The 20702-nt window shown below is 71.4% G+C and carries 18 protein-coding genes; 7 read left to right on the plus strand and 11 right to left on the minus strand.

The features are described from left to right. Positions 1-25: 25 nt before the first annotated feature. From AB0230_RS16950 to AB0230_RS16980, 7 genes are all read right to left on the minus strand, one after another. Positions 26-805: a creatininase family protein gene (locus AB0230_RS16950; RefSeq protein WP_315993869.1), complete on the minus strand. Its 780-nt coding sequence runs from the start codon at positions 803-805 to the stop codon at positions 26-28. Beyond that, the gene (locus AB0230_RS16955) at positions 802-2133 is read right to left on the minus strand and encodes an FAD-binding oxidoreductase (RefSeq protein WP_366377021.1); all 1332 of its coding nucleotides are present in this window, start codon (positions 2131-2133) and stop codon (positions 802-804) included. Before AB0230_RS16955 ends, AB0230_RS16950 begins: the two co-directional genes overlap by 4 nt. A 216-nt stretch (positions 2134-2349) precedes the next feature. Next, complete coding sequence (locus AB0230_RS16960; protein WP_315993867.1) at positions 2350-3531, minus strand: ABC transporter substrate-binding protein; 1182 nt, start codon at positions 3529-3531, stop codon at positions 2350-2352. A 125-nt stretch (positions 3532-3656) separates the two neighbouring features. Next, positions 3657-4547, minus strand: coding sequence for an ABC transporter permease (locus AB0230_RS16965; protein WP_363577630.1), 891 nt, complete (start codon positions 4545-4547; stop codon positions 3657-3659). Further along, a complete protein-coding gene (locus AB0230_RS16970; RefSeq protein ID WP_167494159.1) occupies positions 4544-5320 on the minus strand; it encodes an ABC transporter ATP-binding protein in 777 nt (258 codons plus the stop codon). The genes AB0230_RS16965 and AB0230_RS16970 overlap by 4 nt, the downstream gene beginning before the upstream one ends. A gap of 28 nt (positions 5321-5348) precedes the next feature. Continuing rightward, positions 5349-6614 carry an amidohydrolase family protein gene (locus AB0230_RS16975; protein WP_366377024.1) on the minus strand — a complete coding sequence of 422 codons (1266 nt, stop codon included), beginning with the start codon at positions 6612-6614 and terminating at the stop codon, positions 5349-5351. 282 nt (positions 6615-6896) lie between these two features. Continuing rightward, the gene (locus AB0230_RS16980) at positions 6897-8090 is read right to left on the minus strand and encodes a glycosyltransferase (protein ID WP_366377026.1); all 1194 of its coding nucleotides are present in this window, start codon (positions 8088-8090) and stop codon (positions 6897-6899) included. Between the two features lie 233 nt (positions 8091-8323). Between AB0230_RS16980 and AB0230_RS16985 the strand changes: the two genes are divergently transcribed. Both AB0230_RS16985 and AB0230_RS16990 read left to right on the plus strand, forming a co-directional pair. After that, complete coding sequence (locus AB0230_RS16985; protein ID WP_366377028.1) at positions 8324-9571, plus strand: glycosyltransferase; 1248 nt, start codon at positions 8324-8326, stop codon at positions 9569-9571. A 4-nt stretch (positions 9572-9575) separates the two neighbouring features. Then, positions 9576-10592 (plus strand): glycosyltransferase, encoded by a 1017-nt coding sequence (locus AB0230_RS16990; RefSeq protein WP_366377030.1) that lies wholly within the window; start codon positions 9576-9578, stop codon positions 10590-10592. Positions 10593-10645: 53 nt separating this feature from the next. On the opposite strand, the gene AB0230_RS16995 is transcribed toward AB0230_RS16990, so the two are convergent. From AB0230_RS16995 to AB0230_RS17010, 4 genes are read right to left on the minus strand one after another with little or no spacing between them, the layout of a single operon-like run. Continuing rightward, positions 10646-11593 carry a PDR/VanB family oxidoreductase gene (locus tag AB0230_RS16995; protein ID WP_366377032.1) on the minus strand — a complete coding sequence of 316 codons (948 nt, stop codon included), beginning with the start codon at positions 11591-11593 and terminating at the stop codon, positions 10646-10648. A gap of 16 nt (positions 11594-11609) precedes the next feature. Further along, positions 11610-12260, minus strand: a complete 651-nt coding sequence (locus AB0230_RS17000; RefSeq protein WP_366377034.1) for an XRE family transcriptional regulator — start codon at positions 12258-12260, stop codon at positions 11610-11612. Then, complete coding sequence (locus AB0230_RS17005; protein ID WP_366377036.1) at positions 12257-13555, minus strand: amidohydrolase family protein; 1299 nt, start codon at positions 13553-13555, stop codon at positions 12257-12259. Before AB0230_RS17005 ends, AB0230_RS17000 begins: the two co-directional genes overlap by 4 nt. Continuing rightward, positions 13552-14571: an XdhC family protein gene (locus AB0230_RS17010; RefSeq protein ID WP_366377038.1), complete on the minus strand. Its 1020-nt coding sequence runs from the start codon at positions 14569-14571 to the stop codon at positions 13552-13554. Before AB0230_RS17010 ends, AB0230_RS17005 begins: the two co-directional genes overlap by 4 nt. A 50-nt stretch (positions 14572-14621) precedes the next feature. Here AB0230_RS17010 and AB0230_RS17015 point away from each other — a divergent pair, with 50 nt between their 5' ends. The 5 genes from AB0230_RS17015 to AB0230_RS17035 all read left to right on the plus strand — a co-directional run. Continuing rightward, positions 14622-15191 carry an NTP transferase domain-containing protein gene (locus tag AB0230_RS17015; protein ID WP_315993857.1) on the plus strand — a complete coding sequence of 190 codons (570 nt, stop codon included), beginning with the start codon at positions 14622-14624 and terminating at the stop codon, positions 15189-15191. Positions 15192-15425: 234 nt separating this feature from the next. After that, entirely contained in the window at positions 15426-16544 is a 1119-nt protein-coding gene (gene chvE / locus AB0230_RS17020; RefSeq protein WP_315993856.1) for a multiple monosaccharide ABC transporter substrate-binding protein, read from the plus strand. A gap of 117 nt (positions 16545-16661) precedes the next feature. After that, the gene (gene mmsA / locus AB0230_RS17025) at positions 16662-18191 is read left to right on the plus strand and encodes a multiple monosaccharide ABC transporter ATP-binding protein (RefSeq protein WP_315993855.1); all 1530 of its coding nucleotides are present in this window, start codon (positions 16662-16664) and stop codon (positions 18189-18191) included. A gap of 5 nt (positions 18192-18196) precedes the next feature. After that, on the plus strand, positions 18197-19417 hold the full coding sequence (gene mmsB / locus AB0230_RS17030) for a multiple monosaccharide ABC transporter permease (RefSeq protein ID WP_315993854.1): 1221 nt from the start codon (positions 18197-18199) through the stop codon (positions 19415-19417). A 123-nt stretch (positions 19418-19540) separates the two neighbouring features. Then, a partial coding sequence (locus AB0230_RS17035; protein WP_366377041.1) for an ROK family transcriptional regulator occupies positions 19541-20702 on the plus strand: 1162 nt, incomplete at its 3' end.

Consider the following 20702-nt stretch of genomic DNA (forward strand, 5'->3'; position numbering starts at 1 on the left):
CCTCGGATGCCGGCATCCGGATTCGTCACGCCGTGTAGTCGAATCGGCTGATCTCCTCGAGCGCCTCGACGACGAACGAGACGCTGTCCTCGAACAGCTCCGCGCCGTGGGCGGCGTTCGCCCCCGTCGGGTCGCCGAGCACGCCGGTGGGGCCGAAGTCGTTCGAGAGCCACCCGAAGGTCACGGGCTTGCCGTTGAAGCCGATGTGCCGGAAGTCGCCGATGTGCGCCGGAACCGTGGCCTCGAATTTCGTGGCGTCCACGAGCTCGGGGCGCAGGTGCATGATCATGCTCGTCTCGCCGTGACCGGCGTGGATGCCGGTCCCGTGCTCGTCGGGGCCCCCGTCGGTGCCGTCGAACGAGGGCACGCGCGCGGCGGGCATGAAGAACGTGCGCAGTCCGAAGCGGCGCCGCAGCTCACGGTTCGCGACGTTCAGCAGCGCGACGTTGCCGCCGTGGCCGTTGAGGAACACGAGCGTGCGCGCCCGGGTCGTGAGGATCGAGCGGCCGATGTCGACGATGGTCTGCAGCATGGTCTCGGGCGTGAGCCACAGCGTCCCGGGGGCCCACGAGTGCTCGTCCGACTTCGTGATCGACAGCGTCGGCAGCTGCCACACGTCGAGCCCCTGGGCGGCGGCGCGCGCGACGGCGGCCGTGGCGGACGCCTCGGCGACGATGGCATCCGTCGCCAGGGGCAGGTGCGGTCCGTGGTGCTCGATCGCCCCGGTGGGCAGCACCAGGATCGAGTCCTCGGTGAGGGCCTCGGCGGCGGCGGAACCGCTCAGCTCGGCGAGAAGACGGGTCATGAGATGATCGCTCCCTTGCGCGCGCCGGTGTAGTCGGGGTTGAGCTTGCCGGGGTTCAGCAGGCCGTTCGGGTCGGTGAGGCGCGCGGTCTCGACCGTCTGCTCGACGTTGAAGTCGACGTTCCACTGGTGGGGGTTGTGCACGCCCACGCCGATGGCGTTGAGCGCGGCGATGCCGCGGTAGACGTCGTCCTCGCTGACGTAGGGGGCTGCCAGCATGCCGATCGGGAACGCCTTCGTCGACTCGATGTGCAGCTTGCCGCCGGCGAACACGCTCTCGACGGCCTCGATGTCGTCCGCGAGCGGCGCACCCGCGACCTCGAGGTGGAACACCTCGTGCGGCTGGCTCTTCTGGTACCACTCGATCGGGTGGTTGTAGCTGAGCATCGACAGGCGGATGCTGGCCTGCGGCCCCTCGCGCACCGCCTCGACACGTCCGCCCGCGCCCTCGACGATCGCGGTGATCTCCTCGATCAGCGACGCGTCGACGATCGCGCGCAGGCTCGATCGGCCCTCGGGGATCGCCTCGTCGGAGGGGAGGGATGCCGAGATCTCGGGCCCGTCGCCCGACACGAGCCGCGGGGTGGGCTCGAGATTGCCGATGGTCTGCAGCACGGCGAGGGTGCCGGCGAAGTCGGGGAAGCTCGCCCACAGCCCACGCCACTCGCGCAGCGGTTCGAGGCGGACCGTCGCGCGCACGATGACCCCGGCGGTGCCGTAGTTGTGCACGTACTTCTGGGCCTCGTCGCCCTCGACGTGGATGATCTCGTCGCTGCCGTCGGCGTGCACGACGTCGAGGGCGGCGACGAAGCCCCGATCGTTGGAGCCGTGTGCGATCGACCCGGTGCCCCCGGAGCCGCCCGAGAGGAAACCGCCGATCGTGGACTGCGCGGTCGACGGGTACATCCACAGCGCCTGGCCGGCGGCCCACGCGGCCTGCTCGAGCAGCACCATCGGAGTCCCGGCCTCGGCGGTGATGTACCCGTCGCCGACCTCGACGATGGCCTTGGCGCGCGTGGTGTCGATCACGAGGCCGCCCTGCATCGGGATGGCCTGACCGTAATTGCCGGTGCCCTTGCCGCGCACGGTGATCGGTACCCCGTGACGGGATGCCGCGGCCACGGCCGTGGCGATCTGCTCGGCGTCGGCGGCGAACACGACGAGGTCGGCGAGGCCCAGGGGGAGCTTCGCGGCGATGATCGGCGACATCGGGGAGCCGTCGACGCTGGCGCGCTCGCGCACGCGCGGTTCGGTGCTGACGGCGGCGGGGCCGAGCAGGTCGAGCAGTTCGTCCTCCAGGGAGAGGACGCGGGTGGCGGTGTCGCTCATGGGTGTTTCTCCGGGTGGGGCGGGTGGGGTGGGGTGGATGCCGCGGTGCGGCCGAGGTCGTCGTCGTCACCGGTGGTGCGGTGGGGCGGACGTGGCTGAACCTGTCGAAGCCACCGGGGGTGTCGGGGGCTCCGGTCCCTTCGACGAGCTCAGGGGCCCGGGCGCGAGAGGGAGCCGAACGGCCCGGCCCGCACGAGGCGGACCGGGCCGAGCGGGTCAGAACGAGATCGAGGTGTCGATGAACTCGTTCGTGTAGAGGTCGGCCGGGGTGTAGCCCGACGCGGGCGGGGTGCCGAGGTCGGTGTAGACCTTGCCGGCCTTGTCGAAGAAGTCCGCGAAGCGGTCGTCGTCGAAGTTGCCGTAGGTGGAGTCGGGGCCGTCGCCCACGAGGCCGAGGTCGACCTGCGTCTTCACGGAGTAGTCGGCCACGCCCTGCGTGTAGGTCCAGCCGGTGGCGTACTCGTCGACGAGCTTCAGGATGAGGTCGTTCGCGGCGGAGGGGTCCTTGTAGTACGCGACGCCGGCCTTCTGCAGCACGGGCACGAGCTTCGACAGGCACGGCGACAGCTCGTCGAAGGAGTCGGACTTGACCGAGACCGACGACTGGTAGGTCTGCCACCCGGCGTCGTGGATCAGGGCGAAGTCGACCGGCTTGCCCCAGGCCGACACCTCGTTCTGGTAGACGTACGGCTCGGCCGAGGCGAAGCCCTGCTGCATGTCCTTGCCGCCGGCGGCGACGAAGTTCGAGGGCGTGCCGTCGTACGAGCCGTCGAGGATCGCCGAGTCGGCGAGACCGGCGCTCTTGAGGTACTCGATGTAGGCGGAGCCGTCGAAGTAGCGCCAGACGCCGCCCTTCGCCGTGAGGGCGGCCTTGACGTCATCGATCGTCTTGACGTCGGGGTAGGTCTCCGGGTCCCACATGACCATCGTCGGGCTGATGTCGAGAGGGGCGAAGACGGCCTTGGTGGGCGTGGTCGACGAGAGCTGGATCGCCTCGTCGGTGCTGATGTAGCCGAGGGTGATCGCGTCGTCCTGGTACATCTGCGCCGAGACCGTCTGGAAGCCGATGGCGGGGCCGCCGGCGCGGATCTCGAGGTTGACGCCGGTGTATTCGCCGTCCGACATGAGGGGACCCGTGACCGCCTTGGTGTTGGCGTCGATCGTGTAGTCGTCCTTGATCATCTCGTAGAGGTGACCGTGCTCGGCCTCGGGGTTCCAGTCGGTCTGGACGACGATCGTCGAGGGGCAGTCGGTCGAGAGGTCGACCGAACCGATCTCCATGTCGGAGGAGGCGGCCGGCGCACTCTCCGCCGCGCTGCCGGCGCAGGAGGTGAGGGTCAGGGCGATCGCGACGGCGCCGGTGACGGCGGTGCCGCGGAGAAGGGTGGAGCGCTGCATGCTGGTTCGCTTTCTGTGACGTCGGTGGTGCTCGGGTGCGGGAGGGGGAGCTGCGGTATTTCGGGTACGCCGGATGCCGCCTCCGGCGCCTGCGCGCGGGAGGGCGGTGCGGTGGCATCCGGGGTCTAGAGGGCGCTTTCGTACCAGCGGCCGACGGCCACCTTCGACAGCCAGCCGAAGAACGCGAAGATCGCGACGCCGAGCAGGCAGGCCGCGAGGATGGCGGCGAACAGCTCGGCGCTCTGCAGGCGCGACTGGTAGTTGGCGATGAGTGAGCCGATGCCCGGCTCGCCGCGGCGGAAGAAGTAGTCACCGACGATCGCGCCGATGACCGACAGGCCCGCCGAGGTGCGCATGCCGACGAAGATCGAGGGCAGGGCGGCGGGGAGGGTGAGCTTGGTCAGCACCGTCCACTTGTTCGCCTTCTGCAGGCGGAACAGCTCGCGCTGCGACTTGTCGACCGACTGCAGGCCGAACAGCGTGTTCGAGACCATCGGGAACAGGGCGATCAGCACGCAGACGATCACGCGGGCGGTGAACTCGTACCCGAACCAGAAGCCGACCAGCGGCACGAGCGCGAGGATCGGGATGCACTGCAGCATCACCGCGTAGGCGTAGGTCGAACGCTCGACCCACCGCGCCAGCGACATCGCGATCGCCCAGCCGATGCCGAGGATCATCGCCACCGCGAGGCCGGTGAGCGCGACGCCGGTCGTCCGGAACAGGGCGATCCAGATGTCGGCGCCCACCTGCGGGTCGAAGAACCCCAGCGTGAACATCTCGTGCGGCATCGGCATGAGGAAGCCCTTGCCCGACGCGGCCAGGGCGATCGACACGGCGTACCAGCCGCCGAGCAGCACGACGAGGACCGCGAGCGGGGGACCGATGACGGCGGCGCGGGATCCGAAGCCCCGACGCCGCGGTGCCGTGCGGGTGCGGGGCGGCTCGATCGGGGGAGTGGATGCCGGGGGTACGGCCGCCTCGTCGACGACGGGCTCAGCGGAGGTGGTGCTCATGAGTGTCCTTCCCGGAGGGCGTGGGAGACCTCGCCGACGAGCTTCGCGAACTCGGCGGTGTAGCGGATCTCGGGGTCGCGCGGCATGTCGAAGGGGACCTCGAACGTGTCGACGAGGTGGCCGGGGCGACCCGACATCACGACGACCTTCGTGGAGAGGTAGATGGCCTCCGAGACCGAGTGGGTGATGAAGAGCCCGCCGAACTTCTGCTCGACGAAGATCTTGATGAGCTCGTCGTTCAGGCGTTCGCGGGTGATCTCGTCGAGCGCACCGAAGGGCTCGTCGAAGAGGAAGAGCTCGGGGTCGAGCGTGAGGGAGCGGGCGAGCGAGGCGCGCATCTTCATCCCGCCCGACATCTGCTTGGGGAGGTGCTTCTCGAACCCCTTCAGGCCGACGAGGTCGATCGCCCACTGGGCCTTCGGGGTGCGCACGCGCTTGGGCTGCCAGTTGAGCTCGGCGAGCAGCTCGACGTTGGCCTGCACGTCGCGCCACGGCAGCAGGGTCGCGTCCTGGAAGACGTAGCCGATGCGGTCGGTGTTGACGGTCGCGGTGCCCTCGCTGGCGGATTCGAGACCCGAGGCGATGCGCAGCAGCGTGGATTTGCCGCAGCCCGAGGGGCCGACGACGCTGACGAACTCGCCGCGCTCGACGGTGAGGTCGACGCCCGAGAGGGCGGTGGTGCCGTTGGGGAACGTCATGGCGACGTTGCGGAAGTCCAGGATCGGCGCGGTGGGATCCGCGACGGATGCCGGGGCGGGGGAGGCCAGGGTCACGGGGGCGCTCACTTTCCGTGGGGTCGGGTTACGACGCCGTCGCGGGTGCGGCGGTGCGGGTGGGGACGGACGAGGAGAGGGCGGCGGTCTCGGTCGCGACGCGGGTGCGGCTGACGAGACGTCCCCGATGGATGACGACGCGGTCGGCAGTGGCGAAGGCGACGGCTTCGCCGAGGGAGTCCGCCTGGATCGCCACCAGTTCCGCCCGCGCGCCGGCGACCGGTCCCGCGAACGGCAGCCCCATCACGTCTCGTGCGCCGACGGTGACGGCATCCAGGGCGTCCTCCGGGGCGAGGTGCCCGGCGCTGACGAGCAGCGAGGCGGTCTCGAGGTGGTCGCAGCGGCCCACCGGGTTGAAGGGGTCGCGCACGTTGTCGGCTCCGGCCGCGACGCGGACGCCGGCGGTCTTGAGCCGTCCGATCGGCGCGATCCCGCGGGGCACGGCGTGCTCGGCATCCCATCCCTGCAGGTACAGGTTGGTGATCGGCAGGGCGATGACGCCGATGTCGGCGGTGCGGACCTGCTCGGCGAGGGCGGTGAGGTCGGCCGCGGGCATCATGCTCAGCCGCACGCAGTGGCCCGCGGTCCGTGGCCGGTGCCAGCCGGTGACGGCTCGGGCGTAGGCGGCCAGGGTCTCGGCTCCCGCGAGGCTCTCGTCGGTGTGCAGGTCGAGGCCGACGTCGCGGCGCCGGGCGAGGGCGACGAGGCGTTCGAGGTCGGCGACCGGGTCGGCGGCGAGATGCGGCGCACCGCCCACCAGGTCGACGCCCGCGTCGAGCGCGGCCTCGAAGACCTCGTCGGCGACCGTGGGGCCGCCGAGGGCCACGAGCTCGAGGTCCATGACTCCCGCGAGCTCCGCCCGCAACCGGACCAGGGCGCGGACACCGGTGAGGGCGTCCTCTCCGCGCAGGAGGTCGACGTGGGTGCGGACGGAGGTGATCCCGGATGCCAGCATCCGCAGCGCCGTAAAACGGGCCCGGCGCAGCGTGTCGTCCTCGTCCAGGGTCAGGGCGAAGGCGTGCCAGCTCTCGATGGCGCGCTCGAGGTCGCCGAACGGGGGCCGGATGGCATCCCACGACTGCGACTTGTCGAGGTGGGCGTGCGGCTCGGCGCCGGCGGCGGTGACGAGGTAGCCGGGGAGGTCGAGCACGACGCCGTCGGTCTCGGGCAGCGGGGTGCCGGCCGGGACCACCGCGAGCACCGTGTCGCCGTCGAGCGCGATGTCGACGATGTCGCCGGAGGCGAGTCGCACACCCCGCAGAGCGGCGATCGAGACGGGTGGAACGGCGGACACGAAGACCTCCGGAGAGTCGGGAAGGCAGGAGTCGAGACGAGCGCCACGGCGATGGGGCGAGCCGCTCGGGGCGGCTGCGTCAGTGTTGGTGTGAGCAACATCCGGCGGTGATCCGATGCTAGGAAGCGTGCGTTTCCGCCGTATTTCTCCCGCGTGACCCTCATGACAAACATGTCGGACAGGCTGCGGTTCGGTGCGTGAACGCGGGATGCCGACAGCGTCCATGCGTTCGTCGCGGACGACGCGCGCCCCCCGCCTCTCGCGAGGGTGGTCGACGTCGGCTCAGCGCGCCCGAGCGAAGATCCCGCGCGCGTCGGCGTAAACCGCCTGCACACGGTCGACATGGCGACCGAAGTCGAGCGCCGCGGCGCTCGCGGCGGCCCCCCGGGCCAGGCCCTCCCGCAGCGCCGCATCGTGCGCGAGGCGACGCAGGGCGCGGGCCAGCGACCCCGGTGTGGCGTCCGTCGTCACGAGTCCGTTCTCGCCGTCTCGCACGAAAGCGCCGGCGGCCTGGGGGGTCGCGATCACCGGGCACCGCATGAGCAGGCTCTCGGCGATCACGAGCCCGAACGTCTCGGGCCAGAGCGAGGGGAACACCAGCGCCGTCGCGGAGGCGATCAGGTCGGCCTTCTGCTGGGCGTCGACCCATCCGACGTAGGTGATCCGCCCCGTCGCCGCCGCGCGTTCGATGGTCGGCCGCTCGGGGCCGTCGCCGGCGACGACCAGCTCTGCGTCGATGTCGGCCTGCTCCCACGCCCGCAGCAGCAGGTCGATGCCCTTGGTCGCCTGGAGCTTGCCGAGGAACACGAAGCGCGGACGGGTGCGTCCCTCGGTCTCGATGCGGGCGGGTGAGACGGCGGGTGCCGGCCACCCGTGCGGAACGACCCGCTGCTCGACACCCTCGGCGGGCATGCCCAGGGCATGGTGACGGGCCAGGGCGCGCTCGCTCGGGAACACCAGGATGCTGGCGCGTCGGGCCGCGAGCCAGTTGGCGCGAGCGCGCAGCCGCTGCACGCCGCCGAGACGCGCGGGCTCGTGTCCGTCGCGGATGGAGGTGGACGTCGTGTCGACGAGGCAGTAGTCGTGCGCGGTGTGCACCACCGCGCCGTGTCGAGCCCGGAGCACCTGAGCGCCCACGCCTTGGAAGCGGTGGACGTGCACCACTGCGTCGGACCGCGCCTCCTCCGGCATCCAGGTCGCCGGTCCGAGGGTGCCGAGCACGTCGAGCGCGTGGAACGCGATCTTGGCGGCGGTGCCCGCTCCGTGCTGGTCGGGGCGATAGGGGCGATAGGTCGCGCGCACGCGCACGGCCACGCCGGCTCGGCGCGCCCGCTCGACGGTGTCGGGGTCGGTCCACGCGGTGAGGATCTCGACCTCGTCACCTCGCCGGGCCTGCTCGGAGGCCAGGGCGAGCACGTACGACTCGGCCCCGCCCAGCGGTGCGACGAAGCTGCTCTGGACGTGCGTGATCCTCACCTCGGCTCCTTTCCCGGGCGGACACTACGCGTCGGTGGAAGCGTCGACGCCCCCGGTCTCGCGTGGCCGCGCGGCATCGTGAGCGCGCACCGTCCCCGTTCTCACCCGCTGGCGGAACTCGCCGCGACCGGCTGCTTCACCCGCCCTGTGCGGGAGCGCGGCCGGGGGAGTGCGCGAGCGATATCCGCAGAGTGGGCTCGAGCGCCGCGCCGTCGGCGCCGGGGAGGAAGCACGTGAGGATCGTCAGTGTCGCGCCGGTGGTGCCGTTCGACGGCATTCCGCACGCCGGAGGCCAGTACTACCTCCGCCACCTGCGGGCGCTCGCCGATGACGGACACGAGGTCACCGTCGTCGCCCCCGACTCCGACGATAATCGCGCGGCCCGCGCGCGATCCACGGTGACCGCGACCATCGTCCTCGTGCCTCTCCCCGCCCCCCGACGCGGCCTGCGGCGCCTTACCGTTCTCGACGAACGGCAGCAGCGGCGGTTCTTCCCCGTCCGCCCGGTGAGGCGCGTGCGCCGCGCCTTCGCCCAGTCGGCCGAGGTGCGCGCGCTCTTCGCCGCGGCCGATGCCGTGGAGTTCCAGTGGACGCAGATGGGGTGGTTCGCCCGCTGGGTGGGGGCTCCGGCCCGACGCCTCGTCTTCGCGCACGATGTCATGCTGCAGAGCGCGGAACGCTTCCTCGCCGCGGCCGGATCCCGGTGGTCTCCCCGGGGCCTCGTCGCCCGCGTGCGACTCGCCACCGTGCGCCGTGACGAGCGGCGGGTGTACACCGACGTCGACACGGTTCTCGTCTTCAGCGCGAAGGATGCCGCGGTGGTGCACCGCGCGGCGCGTTCCGCGGCCCCGGTCCGCGTCGTGCGGCCGCCCCTTGCCGAGCCGGCCGTGCCGGGTGCCGCCTCCGGTGCCGCGTCGGCCGTCGCGACGGCCACGGGTGGGGGAACGGTGCTGTTCGTGGGGGCGTTCGACCGCTCCGTCAACGCCGACGCCGCCCTGTGGACCCTGCGCGAGATCGCTCCCCGCGTCCACCGGCGGCACCCGGGTGCGCGGTTCGTCTTCGCGGGCGCGAACCCCACCGACGAGATGCGGCGGGAGGCGGAGCTCGTGCCCGACACCGTCACGGTGACCGGTCGCGTCGACTCCCTCGAGGAGTACTACGCCGACGCCGCCCTGGTCCTCATCCCGCTGCGATCGGGTGCCGGCGTGAAGTTCAAGACGGTGGATGCCATGGTGCGCGGCATCCCCGTCGTGTCGACCTCGATCGGCGTCGAGGGCATCGTCGACGACGTCCTCGCGGCCTTCGCCGTCGCCGACGACGCCGCGGGTCTGGCGGACGGCGTCTGCGCTGCGCTCGACGATCCTGCCGGCGCGCGCCGCCAGGCTCGCGCGGTGCAGCCCGCGGCGGCTGCCGAGTTCTCGGTGGAGCGCTTCCGGCGCACGCTGGCCGATGTCTACGCCCCCGCCTCCGACGAAAGCTGAGCTCGTGACCTCTTCTTCTCCTCTCCCCCGCGTGGTCGGGGCCACCGTCACCTACGGCGCGCGATCGGCGTCATGTCTGGCGACCGTCGACGCGTTCCTCGCCACGGGGGTGAGGGAGGTCGTCGTGGTCGACAACGGCTCGACCCCGTCGTCCCGGCAGGCGCTTGTGGAGTATGCGCGCGAGCACGCGCCGCGGGTGCACCTGCACCACCTGGAACGCAACGAGGGATCGGCGCTCGCGTTCGGGATCGCCCTCGCCCGGGCCGTCGAGGCGGGGGCCGACCATGTGTGGGTGCTCGATGACGACAACCTTCCCGCCGGCGACGCGCTGGCGGCGCTCCTGCGCGAGGAGCGGGCTCTTCGCGCGGCGGGACACGGGCTGTGCGCGGTCGCCCCGACCCGGGCCCCGGGAGCCGCGCCCGCCGAGGTCGCCGAGGCGATCCGGGTGGAGCAGGCGCGGGAGCAGCCGCGCGAAGACCGGTCGTTCGCCGGCGTCGAGCTGACCCTCTTCGCCCGCCGCGCGGGGGAGCGCCTGGGGCTGCGGCGTCCGGCGGCGGCTGCGAGCGGGGCGGATCTGGCCTACGCCCCGTATGGGGGGCTCCTCCTGGGGGCGGACGTCATCCGGCGCATCGGCTTCCCCGACACCGCTCTCGTGCTCTACGGCGACGACCTGGAGTACACCTCGCGCATCGTCGCGGCGGGCGGGCTCATCCGTCTGTCTCGCGACGCCGTCGTGGTCGATCCGCGCGGCGAGCGATGGATGCCGCCCGGGTTCGAGGTCCTGGCGATGTTCCGGTCCACGAACGACGCCCTGCTGTACTACTCGGTCCGCAATCGCATTCACCGTGAGCTGCGCACCGGTCGTCGGCGCAGTCCCGCCCGCTCGGTGAATGCCGCCCTGTTCTGGGCCCTGTGCCTCGGCTGTACGGTGCTGACGGGGCGTCCCGGGAAGCTGCGCGTGCTCCGTCGGGCGGCTGCCGATGCGCGGGCCGGCCGTTTGGGTCGCCGCGTCGAGTTCTGAGCCGCCGTGCGCGAGGGGTCCTGCGACCAGCGGGTGATCGTGAGGGTGAAGCCCTAGAGCTCGAGGGTGATCCGATCGCACGCGGCTCGCGAGACGCACGGCATCATCGTGCGGTTGGCCTCCTGCTCTTCCGGAGACAGCACGGAGTCGCGGTGCTCGACGTCGCCGTAGACGACCGCGACCTCGCAGGTGCCGCACGTGCCCACGCGGCAGCTCGAGGGCACGACGATGCCGTTCTCCTCGACCACGTCGAGGATCGACCGCTCCGGCGGAACGGTCACGGTCAGGCCCGACATCATGAGGTCGACCTCGAAGGGCTCCGTCCACACGGGCGGACCGAGCACCTTCGCCTCGAAGCGTTCGACGTGCAGGCTCCCGCGCGGCCAGACCGCCATCGTGGCGTCGAGGGCCTCGAGCAGACGCGCGGGTCCGCACGCGTACACGACCGTGCGGGCGACGGGCGTGCCCAGGCGTCGGGGGATGTCGAGTCGGCGCCCCTCGTCTGCGGCGAACACCTCGACGCGGTCGCCGTGGCGCTGCTCGAGCTCATCGACGAAGGCCATCGTCGAACGGGACCGTCCGACGTAGAGCAGGGTCCAGGCGGCCCCCGCCGCCTCCGCGGCCTCGATCATGGGCACGATCGGCGTGATCCCGATGCCGCCGGCGACGAACACGTACGAGCGCCCCGCGGTCGGGGCGAAGAGGAAGTGGTTCGCGGGGCCCCGGACCCGCAGCGTGGCCCCGACGTGCGCGTTCTCGTGCAACCACACCGAGCCCTCGCGCTCGCGGAGCACCCCGATGCGCCACGTGCCGCGCGCGCTCGGCGAGCCGCACAGCGAGTATTGCCGCTCGAGTCCGTCGGGCAGCACCACGTCGATGTGCGCCCCCGGTGACCAGTGCGGCAGCGTCCCCGTCGCGCGCTCGAGGTCCAGCACGACGATCCCGTCGGCGGCATCCCGTCGCTCCCGCACCACGGCATCGAAGCTCACCCCTGCGCTCACGCGTTCTCCTCCTCGGTCAGACGTCGGTCGGATCGTCGGCGCCGTCGCCGTGGACGACCTCCTTGACGATCAGCAGGCGATAGGGCGTGCCGTCGGGCGAGTGCCAGCGGTGCGGCGTGCCCGAGCGGCAGTACACCGAGTCGCCGACGTGCAGCGTGCGCTCGCCGAAGGCGCCGAACGAGATCACGATCGAGCCCTCGAGCACCGTGAGGAACTCGTCCTCGTCGTGCACGTAGTGATCGCCCGGCTGCGGGTTGGACCCCGTGAACTCCAGCGGCTCGAAGCGGCGCGGGCCCTCCGCGAGCAGGCGCGCGGTGCCCTCCGCGTACGGACCGGTCACGCCCTCTCCGGCCGCGACGAACGACGGCTGCGCATCGGCGTCGGCACGCGGGGGCTCGGAGCCCGCGATCAGCTCGACCCGGCTCGTACCCAGGGCCCGTGCGAGCCGCTCGAGACTCGCCATGCTCGGCCGGGCGAGCCCGCGCTCCAGCTGGCTGAGGAACGGATGCGACAGCTCGGCCGCCTCGGCGAGCTGGGTGAGCGTGAGCCCGCGCGCCTTCCGCAGGCTGCGCAGGTGCGAGCCGAGGCGCTCGTCGCTCGTGGGGGTGTGCGCGTCGGGGGTCGGAAGCGCGGAGAGGGGGACCGCCGGTGGAGCCATGGACGTCATCGTGCCACCCTCTCGAAGAGGCGGGCGACGATCTCGCCCTCGTCGGCCGTCGCGAGGCGGCCCTCGTCGACCACGATCCGCCCGCCCACGACGACCGTGCGCGGGCGCCGGCCGGGCGAGGCCCAGAGCAGCCCCGCGACGGGATCCGCGACGCCCGCATCGGCCACGCCCGAGACGTCCCACAGGCACAGGTCGCCGGCCGAGCCCGGCGTCAGGCGTCCGAGTTCGGGGCGACCGAGACCGTCGGCGGAGCCCTCCGTGGCCATCGACAGCACCTCGGATGCCGGCAGCTGCGGTCCCACCAGCGCCGAGACCTGCATCGCCAGGCGCGCGTCCGCGAGGAGATGGCCCGCGTCGTTGCTGCCGCCGCCGCTGGTTCCCAGGCCCACCGCGATCCCCGCGTCGAGGAGACGCCGAACCGGGGCGACTCCCCAGCCCATCGGCACGTCGCAGCCGGGCGCATGGGTGGCAGTGGCCCCGGATGCCGCGAGGCGGGCGATCTCGTCGGGGGCGACGTCGCAGAGGTGGGCGAGCGTCACGTCGGGAGCGAGCCAGCCCCACTCATCGAGCAGATCGAGGGGTCGTCGTCCGTAGCGCTCGAGCGCGATCGCGACGTCGACCACCTCGTTGGCCTGCGTGCGTCGTCGGAGCCCGTGGCGTCGGGCCACCTCGCCCAGCAGCTCGAACGTCTCGCGGGGATCGCTGTGCACCCCGGCGGGCCCGACCGCGACCTGCAGCATCCCGTCGACCGAGACGCCGCCGGCGCCCTCGGGCACGAGCGTCGAGACGATCGCCTCGGCCGAGGCGGCGGCCTCCTGCGGGTCGTCGCGCGCGGCTCCTCGCACGAACGCGAGGCGTGCACCGAGCCCCGCGGAGGCGTCGGCCGCGGCCCGCGCCATCCCGACGGTGTCGGCACCGCTCGGCCAGGTCAGATGGTGATCGGCGACCGTCGTCACCCCGCTCAGCAGCGCTTCGGCGAGGCCGGCACGCGCGGCGAGCAGCGTCAGGTCGGGGTCGACGCCCGCTTCGCCGTATGCCGATGCCATCGCCGGAAGCCACTCGCGCATCGGGATGCCGCGGGTGCCGGGGAGCGTACGGAACGCGGTCTGCAGCAGGTGGTGGTGGGCGTTGACCAGGCCCGGCGTCACGACGCACCCGCTCGCGTCGACGACCCGCGCCCCGGTGAGGTCGACCGCGTCGACGACCCGCCCGTCGGCGATCGCGACGTCGCCCGTGCGCACGCGGCCCGCCGCCTCGACGACGGCCACGGCGCCGCGCACCACGAGCGCGCTCATGCGGTCCTCACGCCGCACGCGAGGCCGGCGTCGTCCGCGGCCGAGACCCGGGCGCGCGCTCCCGAGGAGGGGCCGTGTCCCGCGGCACCCGATCCGTGCAGCCTCGCCCCCGCGTTCTCGCGCAGGGGTCGTGCGCTCGCCGCGTTGCGGGATGCCACAATCTCGGCGATCACCGACAGGGCGGTCTCTTCGGCAGAGGCGCCTCCGAGGTCGAGGCCGAGAGGGGAGTGGAGCCTCGAGAGCTCGGCATCCGTCACCCCCGCGTTCCGCAGCAGTTGCGCGCGGCGCGCGACGGTCGCCCGCGCGCCCATCGCGCCGACGAAGCCCACCGGCATCCGCAGTGCCGTGCGCAGGGCGGGGATGTCGAGGCGCTCGTCGTGCGTCAGGACGCACACAGCGGTGCGCTCGTCGGCGTCGCCGACGGTCGCGAGGTACTCGTGCGGAGCGGCGACGACGACCTCGGCGGCGTCGGGGAAGCGCTCGCGCGTGGCCAGGAGCGCCCAGTCGTCGCACACCGTGACCCGGAATCCGGCGGCCGCGCCGAGCCGGCACAGCGCCGCGGCGTGCTCGCCGGCGCCGAGGACGATCAGGCGCGGGGCCGCGGGCCGCTCGAGCACGACCGGTCCTCCGTCGAGGTCGAGGCGCACGGTCGCCTTCCGTCCGGCGCGGGCTGCTTCGAGCGCCGGGCGGACACTGTCGTCGAGCGGGTAGGCCACGACGTCGACCGCACCCCCGCACGCGAGGCCCGCCACGATCGGGGTGACGGTGCCGTCGTCGGCGAACCCGAAGCGCGCGCGACGCACGTGTCCGGTGCGCAGGGCGTCGAGACCGAGCATCACGGCGTCGTTCTCGACACAGCCTCCGGAGATCGATCCGATGACGCGCGCGTCGCGCGTGACGACGAGGGTCGCGCCCACGCCGCGCGGGGCGCTGCGCACCACGGCGGTCACCGTGACGGCCGCGAGCGGCACCCCGGCATCCATCAGAGGCACCAGGTCGGCGGCCAGATCGAGCATGGGACGACGGTAATCGGGGCGTGTTTCGCGCACGCTACGCTGTCGTGACCATGCCCGCCGCGCCTCCCGTCGCCGTCTCGGGGCTCGTGCTGGCCGCGGGCGCGGGTCGTCGTTTCGGCGGTCCCAAGGCTCTCGCGCGCACCCCCGCGGGAACGCCGTGGATCGCCCTCGCCGTCCGCGCGCTGACGGAGGGCGGATGCCGCGACGTCACGGTCGCGCTGGGAGCCGGGGCTGAGGAGGCCGTCGCTCTCGTTCCTCCTGTCGCGACGATCGTGACCGTGGCCGACTGGGAGTCGGGGATGGCGGCCTCCCTGCGGGCCGGCCTCGGCGCGCTGGGATCCGGGGCGGGGATCGCCGCTGTCGTCGTCCCCGTCGACACCCCGGGGATGCCGCCCGCGGCGGTGGCGCGCATGCTCCGGCACGCGGATCGGGACGCGCTCGCGCAAGCGGCGTACGCCGGGGCCCCGGGTCACCCCGTGCTGCTCGGCCGATCGCATTGGGCCGCCGTCGCGGACGCCGCCCGGGGCGACGTGGGTGCGCGGCCGTACCTCGTCGCGCAGGGCGCGTCGCTCATCGAGTGCGGCGATCTGTGGTCGGGCGCCGACCGCGACACCCGCTGAGGACTGTCTCGGCCGCGTCTTTCCGGGGATCCGGCACGTTCGGTCACGGTCTGATCACGGCGTGGGCAATTTTGACGTGCCTATAGACAAAACCCCCCGCGGTGGATATTTTTTCGGAGCCGTCATAATTCGACGGACCAGAGTGCCGGGACGATGACGTACCCGATCCGACGCCGGGGAGGGCGCGGGTACGGACCACACGGTCCCTGCTGTTCAGAGAGGAACGCAGATCACATGCTGAAGAAAATCCTGACCGGTGCGGCCATCGCCGCACTCGCGGTGGGCCTCGGAGCCTGCAGCTCGACGCGCCCCGCCGAGGGCGGCGGAGACGCCGCCGGCGCGAGCGGCGACTGCAACGTCGGCATCGCGATGCCGACCCGCAGCCTCGAGCGCTGGATCAACGACGGCGAGCAGCTGCAGAAGAAGCTGCAGGATGCCGGGTGCACGGTCGACCTGCAGTACGCCGACAACAAGACCGACCAGCAGATCAGCCAGATCCAGAACCAGATCTCGGGTGGCGCGAAGATCCTCGTCATCGCCGCCATCGACGGTTCGACGCTCGGCCCGGTCCTCGAAGAGGCCAAGTCGCAGAACGCCACCGTCATCGCCTACGACCGCCTGATCAACGGCAGCGAGAACGTCGACTACTACGCCACCTTCGACAACTACAAGGTCGGCACCCTGCAGGGCCAGTACATCGAGGAGCAGCTGGGCCTGAAGGACGGCAAGGGTCCCTTCAACCTCGAGCCCTTCGCCGGCAGCCCCGACGACAACAACGCCAAGTTCTTCTTCGCCGGTGCCTGGGACGTGCTCCAGCCCTACGTCGAGAAGGGCCAGCTGGTGGTCCCCAGCGGCAAGTCGCCCGCCAACGACGACGCATGGGCGTCGATCGGCATCCAGGGCTGGGCGTCCGACAAGGCGCAGGCCGAGATGGACAACCGTCTTTCGTCGTTCTACGGCGACGGCAAGAAGGTCAACGTCGTGCTCTCGCCCAACGACAGCCTCGCCATCGGCATCGAGGCGTCGCTGAAGTCGGCCGGCTACACCGCCGGCGCCGAGTACCCGATCATCACGGGTCAGGATGCCGACAAGGCCAACGTCAAGGCGATCCTCGACGGCACGCAGTCGATGACGGTCTGGAAGGACACCCGTGCCCTCGGCGATCGCGTCTTCACGATGATCCAGGAGATCAAGGACGGCAAGGAGGTCGAGGTCAACGACACCAAGACCTACGACAACGGCAAGAAGGTCGTCCCGTCCTACCTGCTGACCCCCGAGGTCGTCGTCAAGGACGACGTGCAGTCCAAGCTCATCGACTCGGGCTTCCTGAAGGCCTCCGACGTCGGGCTCTGATCCCCATCGGCCGGGGCGGGCTCGCCCGCCCCGGCCCTCTCGCGGCGGGGCGGGTTCGCCCGCCCCGTCGCTCGATCCTCGCCATCGCGGCGAGGGAGCTGACGGAGGAAACACACCATGACCGAACCGATCCTGCGCATGGCGGGGATCTCGAAGTCGTTCAACGGCGTGCCGGCCCTGGCCGACGTGTCGATCGACGTGTACCGCGGTGAGGTCCACGCGATCTGCGGCGAGAACGGCGCCGGCAAGTCGACCCTGATGAAGGTGCTCAGCGGCGTCTACCCGGCGGGCTCCTTCGAGGGCACCATCACCCTCGAAGGCGAGCGGATGGAGTTCCGCTCGATCAACGACAGCGAGGCCGCCGGCATCGTCATCATCCACCAGGAGCTGGCGCTGAGCCCCTACCTCTCGATCGCCGAGAACATCTTCCTCGGCAACGAGAAGTCCAAGCGCGGCGTCATCGATTGGAACGCCACCAACACCGCCGCCGCCGACCTGCTCAAGCGCGTGGGGCTCCGCGAGAACCCGGCCACCAAGATCTACGAGCTCGGCGTCGGCAAGCAGCAGCTGGTGGAGATCGCGAAGGCACTGGCCAAGGAGGTCAAGCTCCTCATCCTCGACGAGCCGACCGCCGCCCTCAACGACGACGACTCGGCGCACCTGCTCGACCTCATCGACCAGCTGCGCACGCAGGGCATCACGTGCATCATCATCAGCCACAAGCTCAAAGAGGTGCTGCGCATCGCGGATCGCATCACGATCATCCGCGACGGCCGCACCATCGAGACGATGCACCGCTCCGACCCCGACACCGACGAGGGGCGCATCATCCGCGCCATGGTCGGCCGCGACCTCAACAGCCTGTTCCCGCCGCGCGAACCCGACATCGGCGAAGAGCTGTTCCGCGTCGAGAACTGGACCGTGCACCACCCCGTCGACACCGAGCGCGTCGTCATCCAGGACGCGTCGTTCATGGTGCGCGCGGGCGAGATCGTCGGCTTCGCCGGTCTCATGGGCGCCGGTCGCACCGAACTCGCGATGAGCATCTTCGGTCGCATGTACGGCACCGGCATCTCGGGCGAGGTCTACAAGAACGGTCAGCAGATCGACGTGCGCACCGTCGACGCGGCGATCAAGCACGGCATCGCCTACGCGACCGAGGACCGCAAGAAATACGGTCTCAACCTCATCGGCGACATCCAGGTCAACGTGTCGGCATCCGCTCTGGCCCGCCTCGCCCGCCTGGGCGTGGTCGACCGCTATCGCGAGTACAAGGTCGCCGACTCCTACCGCTACAAGATGAACATCAAGGCGCCCAGCGTCGCCGCGATCACCGGGCGCCTCTCCGGCGGGAACCAGCAGAAGGTGGTCCTGTCGAAGTGGATGTTCACCGGACCCGACGTGCTGATCCTCGACGAGCCCACCCGCGGCATCGACGTCGGGGCCAAGTACGAGATCTACGGGATCATCAACGAGCTCGCGGCCCAGGGCAAGGCCGTCATCGTCATCTCGTCGGAGCTGCCCGAGGTCATCGGCCTCTCCGACCGCATCTACACCATCTCCGAGGGACGCATCACGGCCGAGGTCAGCCGCGACGACGCGACGCAGGAGACCCTCATGCGGCACATGACCGCCGGAAGGAACTGACAGCAATGGCCACCGCATCCACCCAGACGGTCGAGGCGCCGACGCAACCGGGTCCGCGCCGCCGCGGCATCCTGTCGCGCATCAACTTCCGTCAGTTCGGCATCCTCGCCGCTCTCGTCATCATCATCGTGTTGTTCCAGGTGCTCACGGGCGGGCGCCTGCTCATGCCGGGCAACGTCAACAACCTCATCCAGCAGAACGCCTATGTGCTGATCCTCGCGATCGGCATGGTGATGGTGATCATCGCCGGCCACATCGACCTGTCGGTCGGTTCGGTCGTCGCGATGGTCGGCGCCATCGCCGCGATCGCGATGAATCAATGGGGTCTGCCCTGGTTCGTCGCCGTACTGCTCTCGCTCGTCGTCGGTGCCGTGGTCGGTGCGTGGCAGGGCTTCTGGGTCGCTTTCGTCGGCATCCCGGCGTTCATCGTCACCCTGGCCGGCATGCTGCTCTTCCGCGGCCTCACGCTCGTGCTCCTCACCGGTGGCACGATCAGCGGCCTCCCCGACGGCTTCACCGCGATCGGCGCCGGCTGGCTGCCGCCGTTCCTGGGCTACCTCGGCAACTGGGACTCCCTGACCCTCGTGCTGGGCGCGATCGCGTGCGTGCTGCTGATCGTCCAGCAGCTGCGTACCCGGGCCACACTGCGCCGCCTCGAACTGCCCCGCGAGCTCGCGTGGTCGTTCTGGCTCAAGAACGCCATCGCGGTTGTCGCGATCATGGCGGTCGCCTTCACGATCGCCGCCTACAACGGCACCCCGATCGTGCTGATCATCCTCGCCGTGCTCGTGCTGGCGTACACGTTCGTGCTCAACCGCACCACGTTCGGTCGCCACATCTACGCGATGGGCGGCAATCTCTTCGCCGCCGTGATGAGCGGCGTGAAGACGAAGTGGGTCAACTTCTTCATCTTCGTGAACATGGGCGTGCTCGCGGGCCTCGCCGCGGTGGTCAGCACCGCTCGCGCCGGTGGCGCCGTGGCATCCGCCGGTCAGAACTACGAACTGGATGCCATCGCCGCGGTGTTCATCGGCGGCGCCGCCGTGCAGGGCGGCATCGGAACGGTCGTGGGCGCGGTCGTCGGTGGCCTCGTCATGGGCGTGCTGAACATGGGCCTGTCGATCCTGAGCGTGGACGCCGCCTGGCAGATGGCCATCAAGGGCATCGTGCTGCTCCTGGCGGTCGCCTTCGACATCTTCAACAAGCGCCGCAACGGCGGTGTCTGACCGGATGGGGAGCGCGGCCCCGGGGCCCGCTCCCCATCCGCGTCGCCGCCTCACCCGCCGCGTCATCCGCTGCGTTTCTCGTCCGTGTGACTCCGATGGGATGATGGGGGAGGTGCTCCCCTCATGACCCCTGCCGTGTTCGAGCCCGCGACCCCGCTCGCGCCCCCGGCCGGTCGTACGACGAACGACCTGATCCGGCAGCAGAACCTCGCGTCGGTGCTCGCGCTGCTGCACTCTCGGGGAGCGCTCTCACGCGCGCAGCTGGGGGCGATGACGGGGCTGAACCGCTCCACCGTCACCGGGCTCATCATGGAGCTCACCGAGCTCGGCCTCGTGCGCGAGGCGCCGAGCGGGGAGCGCACCGGCAAGGTCGGGCGCCCGACCCTCGACCTCGAGCCGGAGGACCACGTCGCCGCCCTCAGCGTGCGGGCCGAACCCCACGCGGTCACCGTCGCGCTCGTCGGTCTCGGGGGAGTGGTCCACGCCCGACTCCGACACGACACGGCCTCGGCGCCCTCGCCCCGCCGCTTCGTGCAGATCGTCGCGTCGTCGGTCGAGGCGATGCGCGCCGACATCGACCGGCACTACCGCGTGGTGGGGGCGGGTCTCGCCGTGCCCGGGCTCGTCAACGCCAACGGCTCCGTGCTCGTCTCGCCCACTCTCGGCTGGCGGCGCGATCCGGTGTCCGCCCGGCTGAGCGACGAGCTCGGGATGCCGGTGACCGCGGGCAACGACGCCAGCATCGGCGCCCTGGCCGAGTCGCGTTTCGGGGTCGGGGTGGGCGTCGGCAACCTGCTCTACCTCGGTGGCGCCATGCACAGCATCGGCGGCGGCCTCATCATCGACGGCACCCTGCTGCGCGGCACCTCCGGCTATGCCGGGGAGCTCGGGCACACCGTCGTCGACCCGCGGGGTCGCGCGTGCGTGTGCGGACGTCGAGGGTGCCTCGAGGCCGAGGTCAGTCTCGACATCCTCGAACCGCTGCTGGGCCGTCGCAAGCTCGACGAAGACGAACTCGACGTGGAGCTCGGCGTCGCCCGCAACCCGCGCGTGATGACCGAGGTCACGCGTCAGGTCGAGATGCTCTCGCTCGCCCTGACCAACTTCGTCAACGCCTTCGCCCCCGAGACCGTGGTGCTCTCCGGGTACCTCGGGGCGCTGCTCTCGGTGAGCCGTGAGCGTCTCGCCGATGCCGTCCGCGTGCATCCCCTCGGCGCCGAGGGGCGCACCATCCGGCTCGAGCGTGCGCACCTGCGGTCGCGGCTCATGCTCATCGGCCCGGCGG

Origin of the sequence: Microbacterium sp. NPDC089190 (assembly GCF_040701795.1) — a bacterium.
GTDB classification, from domain to species: domain Bacteria; phylum Actinomycetota; class Actinomycetes; order Actinomycetales; family Microbacteriaceae; genus Microbacterium; species Microbacterium galbum.

What these genes read in the sequence shown, in the direction of transcription:
- AB0230_RS16950 (WP_315993869.1), bottom strand. Translation starts at nt 805, where the DNA reads ATGACCCGTCTTCTCGCCGAGCTGAGCGGTTCCGCCGCCGCCGAGGCC.
- AB0230_RS16955 (WP_366377021.1), bottom strand. Translation starts at nt 2,133, where the DNA reads ATGAGCGACACCGCCACCCGCGTCCTCTCCCTGGAGGACGAACTGCTC.
- AB0230_RS16960 (WP_315993867.1), bottom strand. Translation starts at nt 3,531, where the DNA reads ATGCAGCGCTCCACCCTTCTCCGCGGCACCGCCGTCACCGGCGCCGTC.
- AB0230_RS16965 (WP_363577630.1), bottom strand. Translation starts at nt 4,547, where the DNA reads ATGAGCACCACCTCCGCTGAGCCCGTCGTCGACGAGGCGGCCGTACCC.
- AB0230_RS17000 (WP_366377034.1), bottom strand. Translation starts at nt 12,260, where the DNA reads ATGACGTCCATGGCTCCACCGGCGGTCCCCCTCTCCGCGCTTCCGACC.
- AB0230_RS17005 (WP_366377036.1), bottom strand. Translation starts at nt 13,555, where the DNA reads ATGAGCGCGCTCGTGGTGCGCGGCGCCGTGGCCGTCGTCGAGGCGGCG.
- AB0230_RS17010 (WP_366377038.1), bottom strand. Translation starts at nt 14,571, where the DNA reads ATGCTCGATCTGGCCGCCGACCTGGTGCCTCTGATGGATGCCGGGGTG.
- AB0230_RS17015 (WP_315993857.1), top strand. Translation starts at nt 14,622, where the DNA reads ATGCCCGCCGCGCCTCCCGTCGCCGTCTCGGGGCTCGTGCTGGCCGCG.
- chvE (WP_315993856.1), top strand. Translation starts at nt 15,426, where the DNA reads ATGCTGAAGAAAATCCTGACCGGTGCGGCCATCGCCGCACTCGCGGTG.
- mmsA (WP_315993855.1), top strand. Translation starts at nt 16,662, where the DNA reads ATGACCGAACCGATCCTGCGCATGGCGGGGATCTCGAAGTCGTTCAAC.
- mmsB (WP_315993854.1), top strand. Translation starts at nt 18,197, where the DNA reads ATGGCCACCGCATCCACCCAGACGGTCGAGGCGCCGACGCAACCGGGT.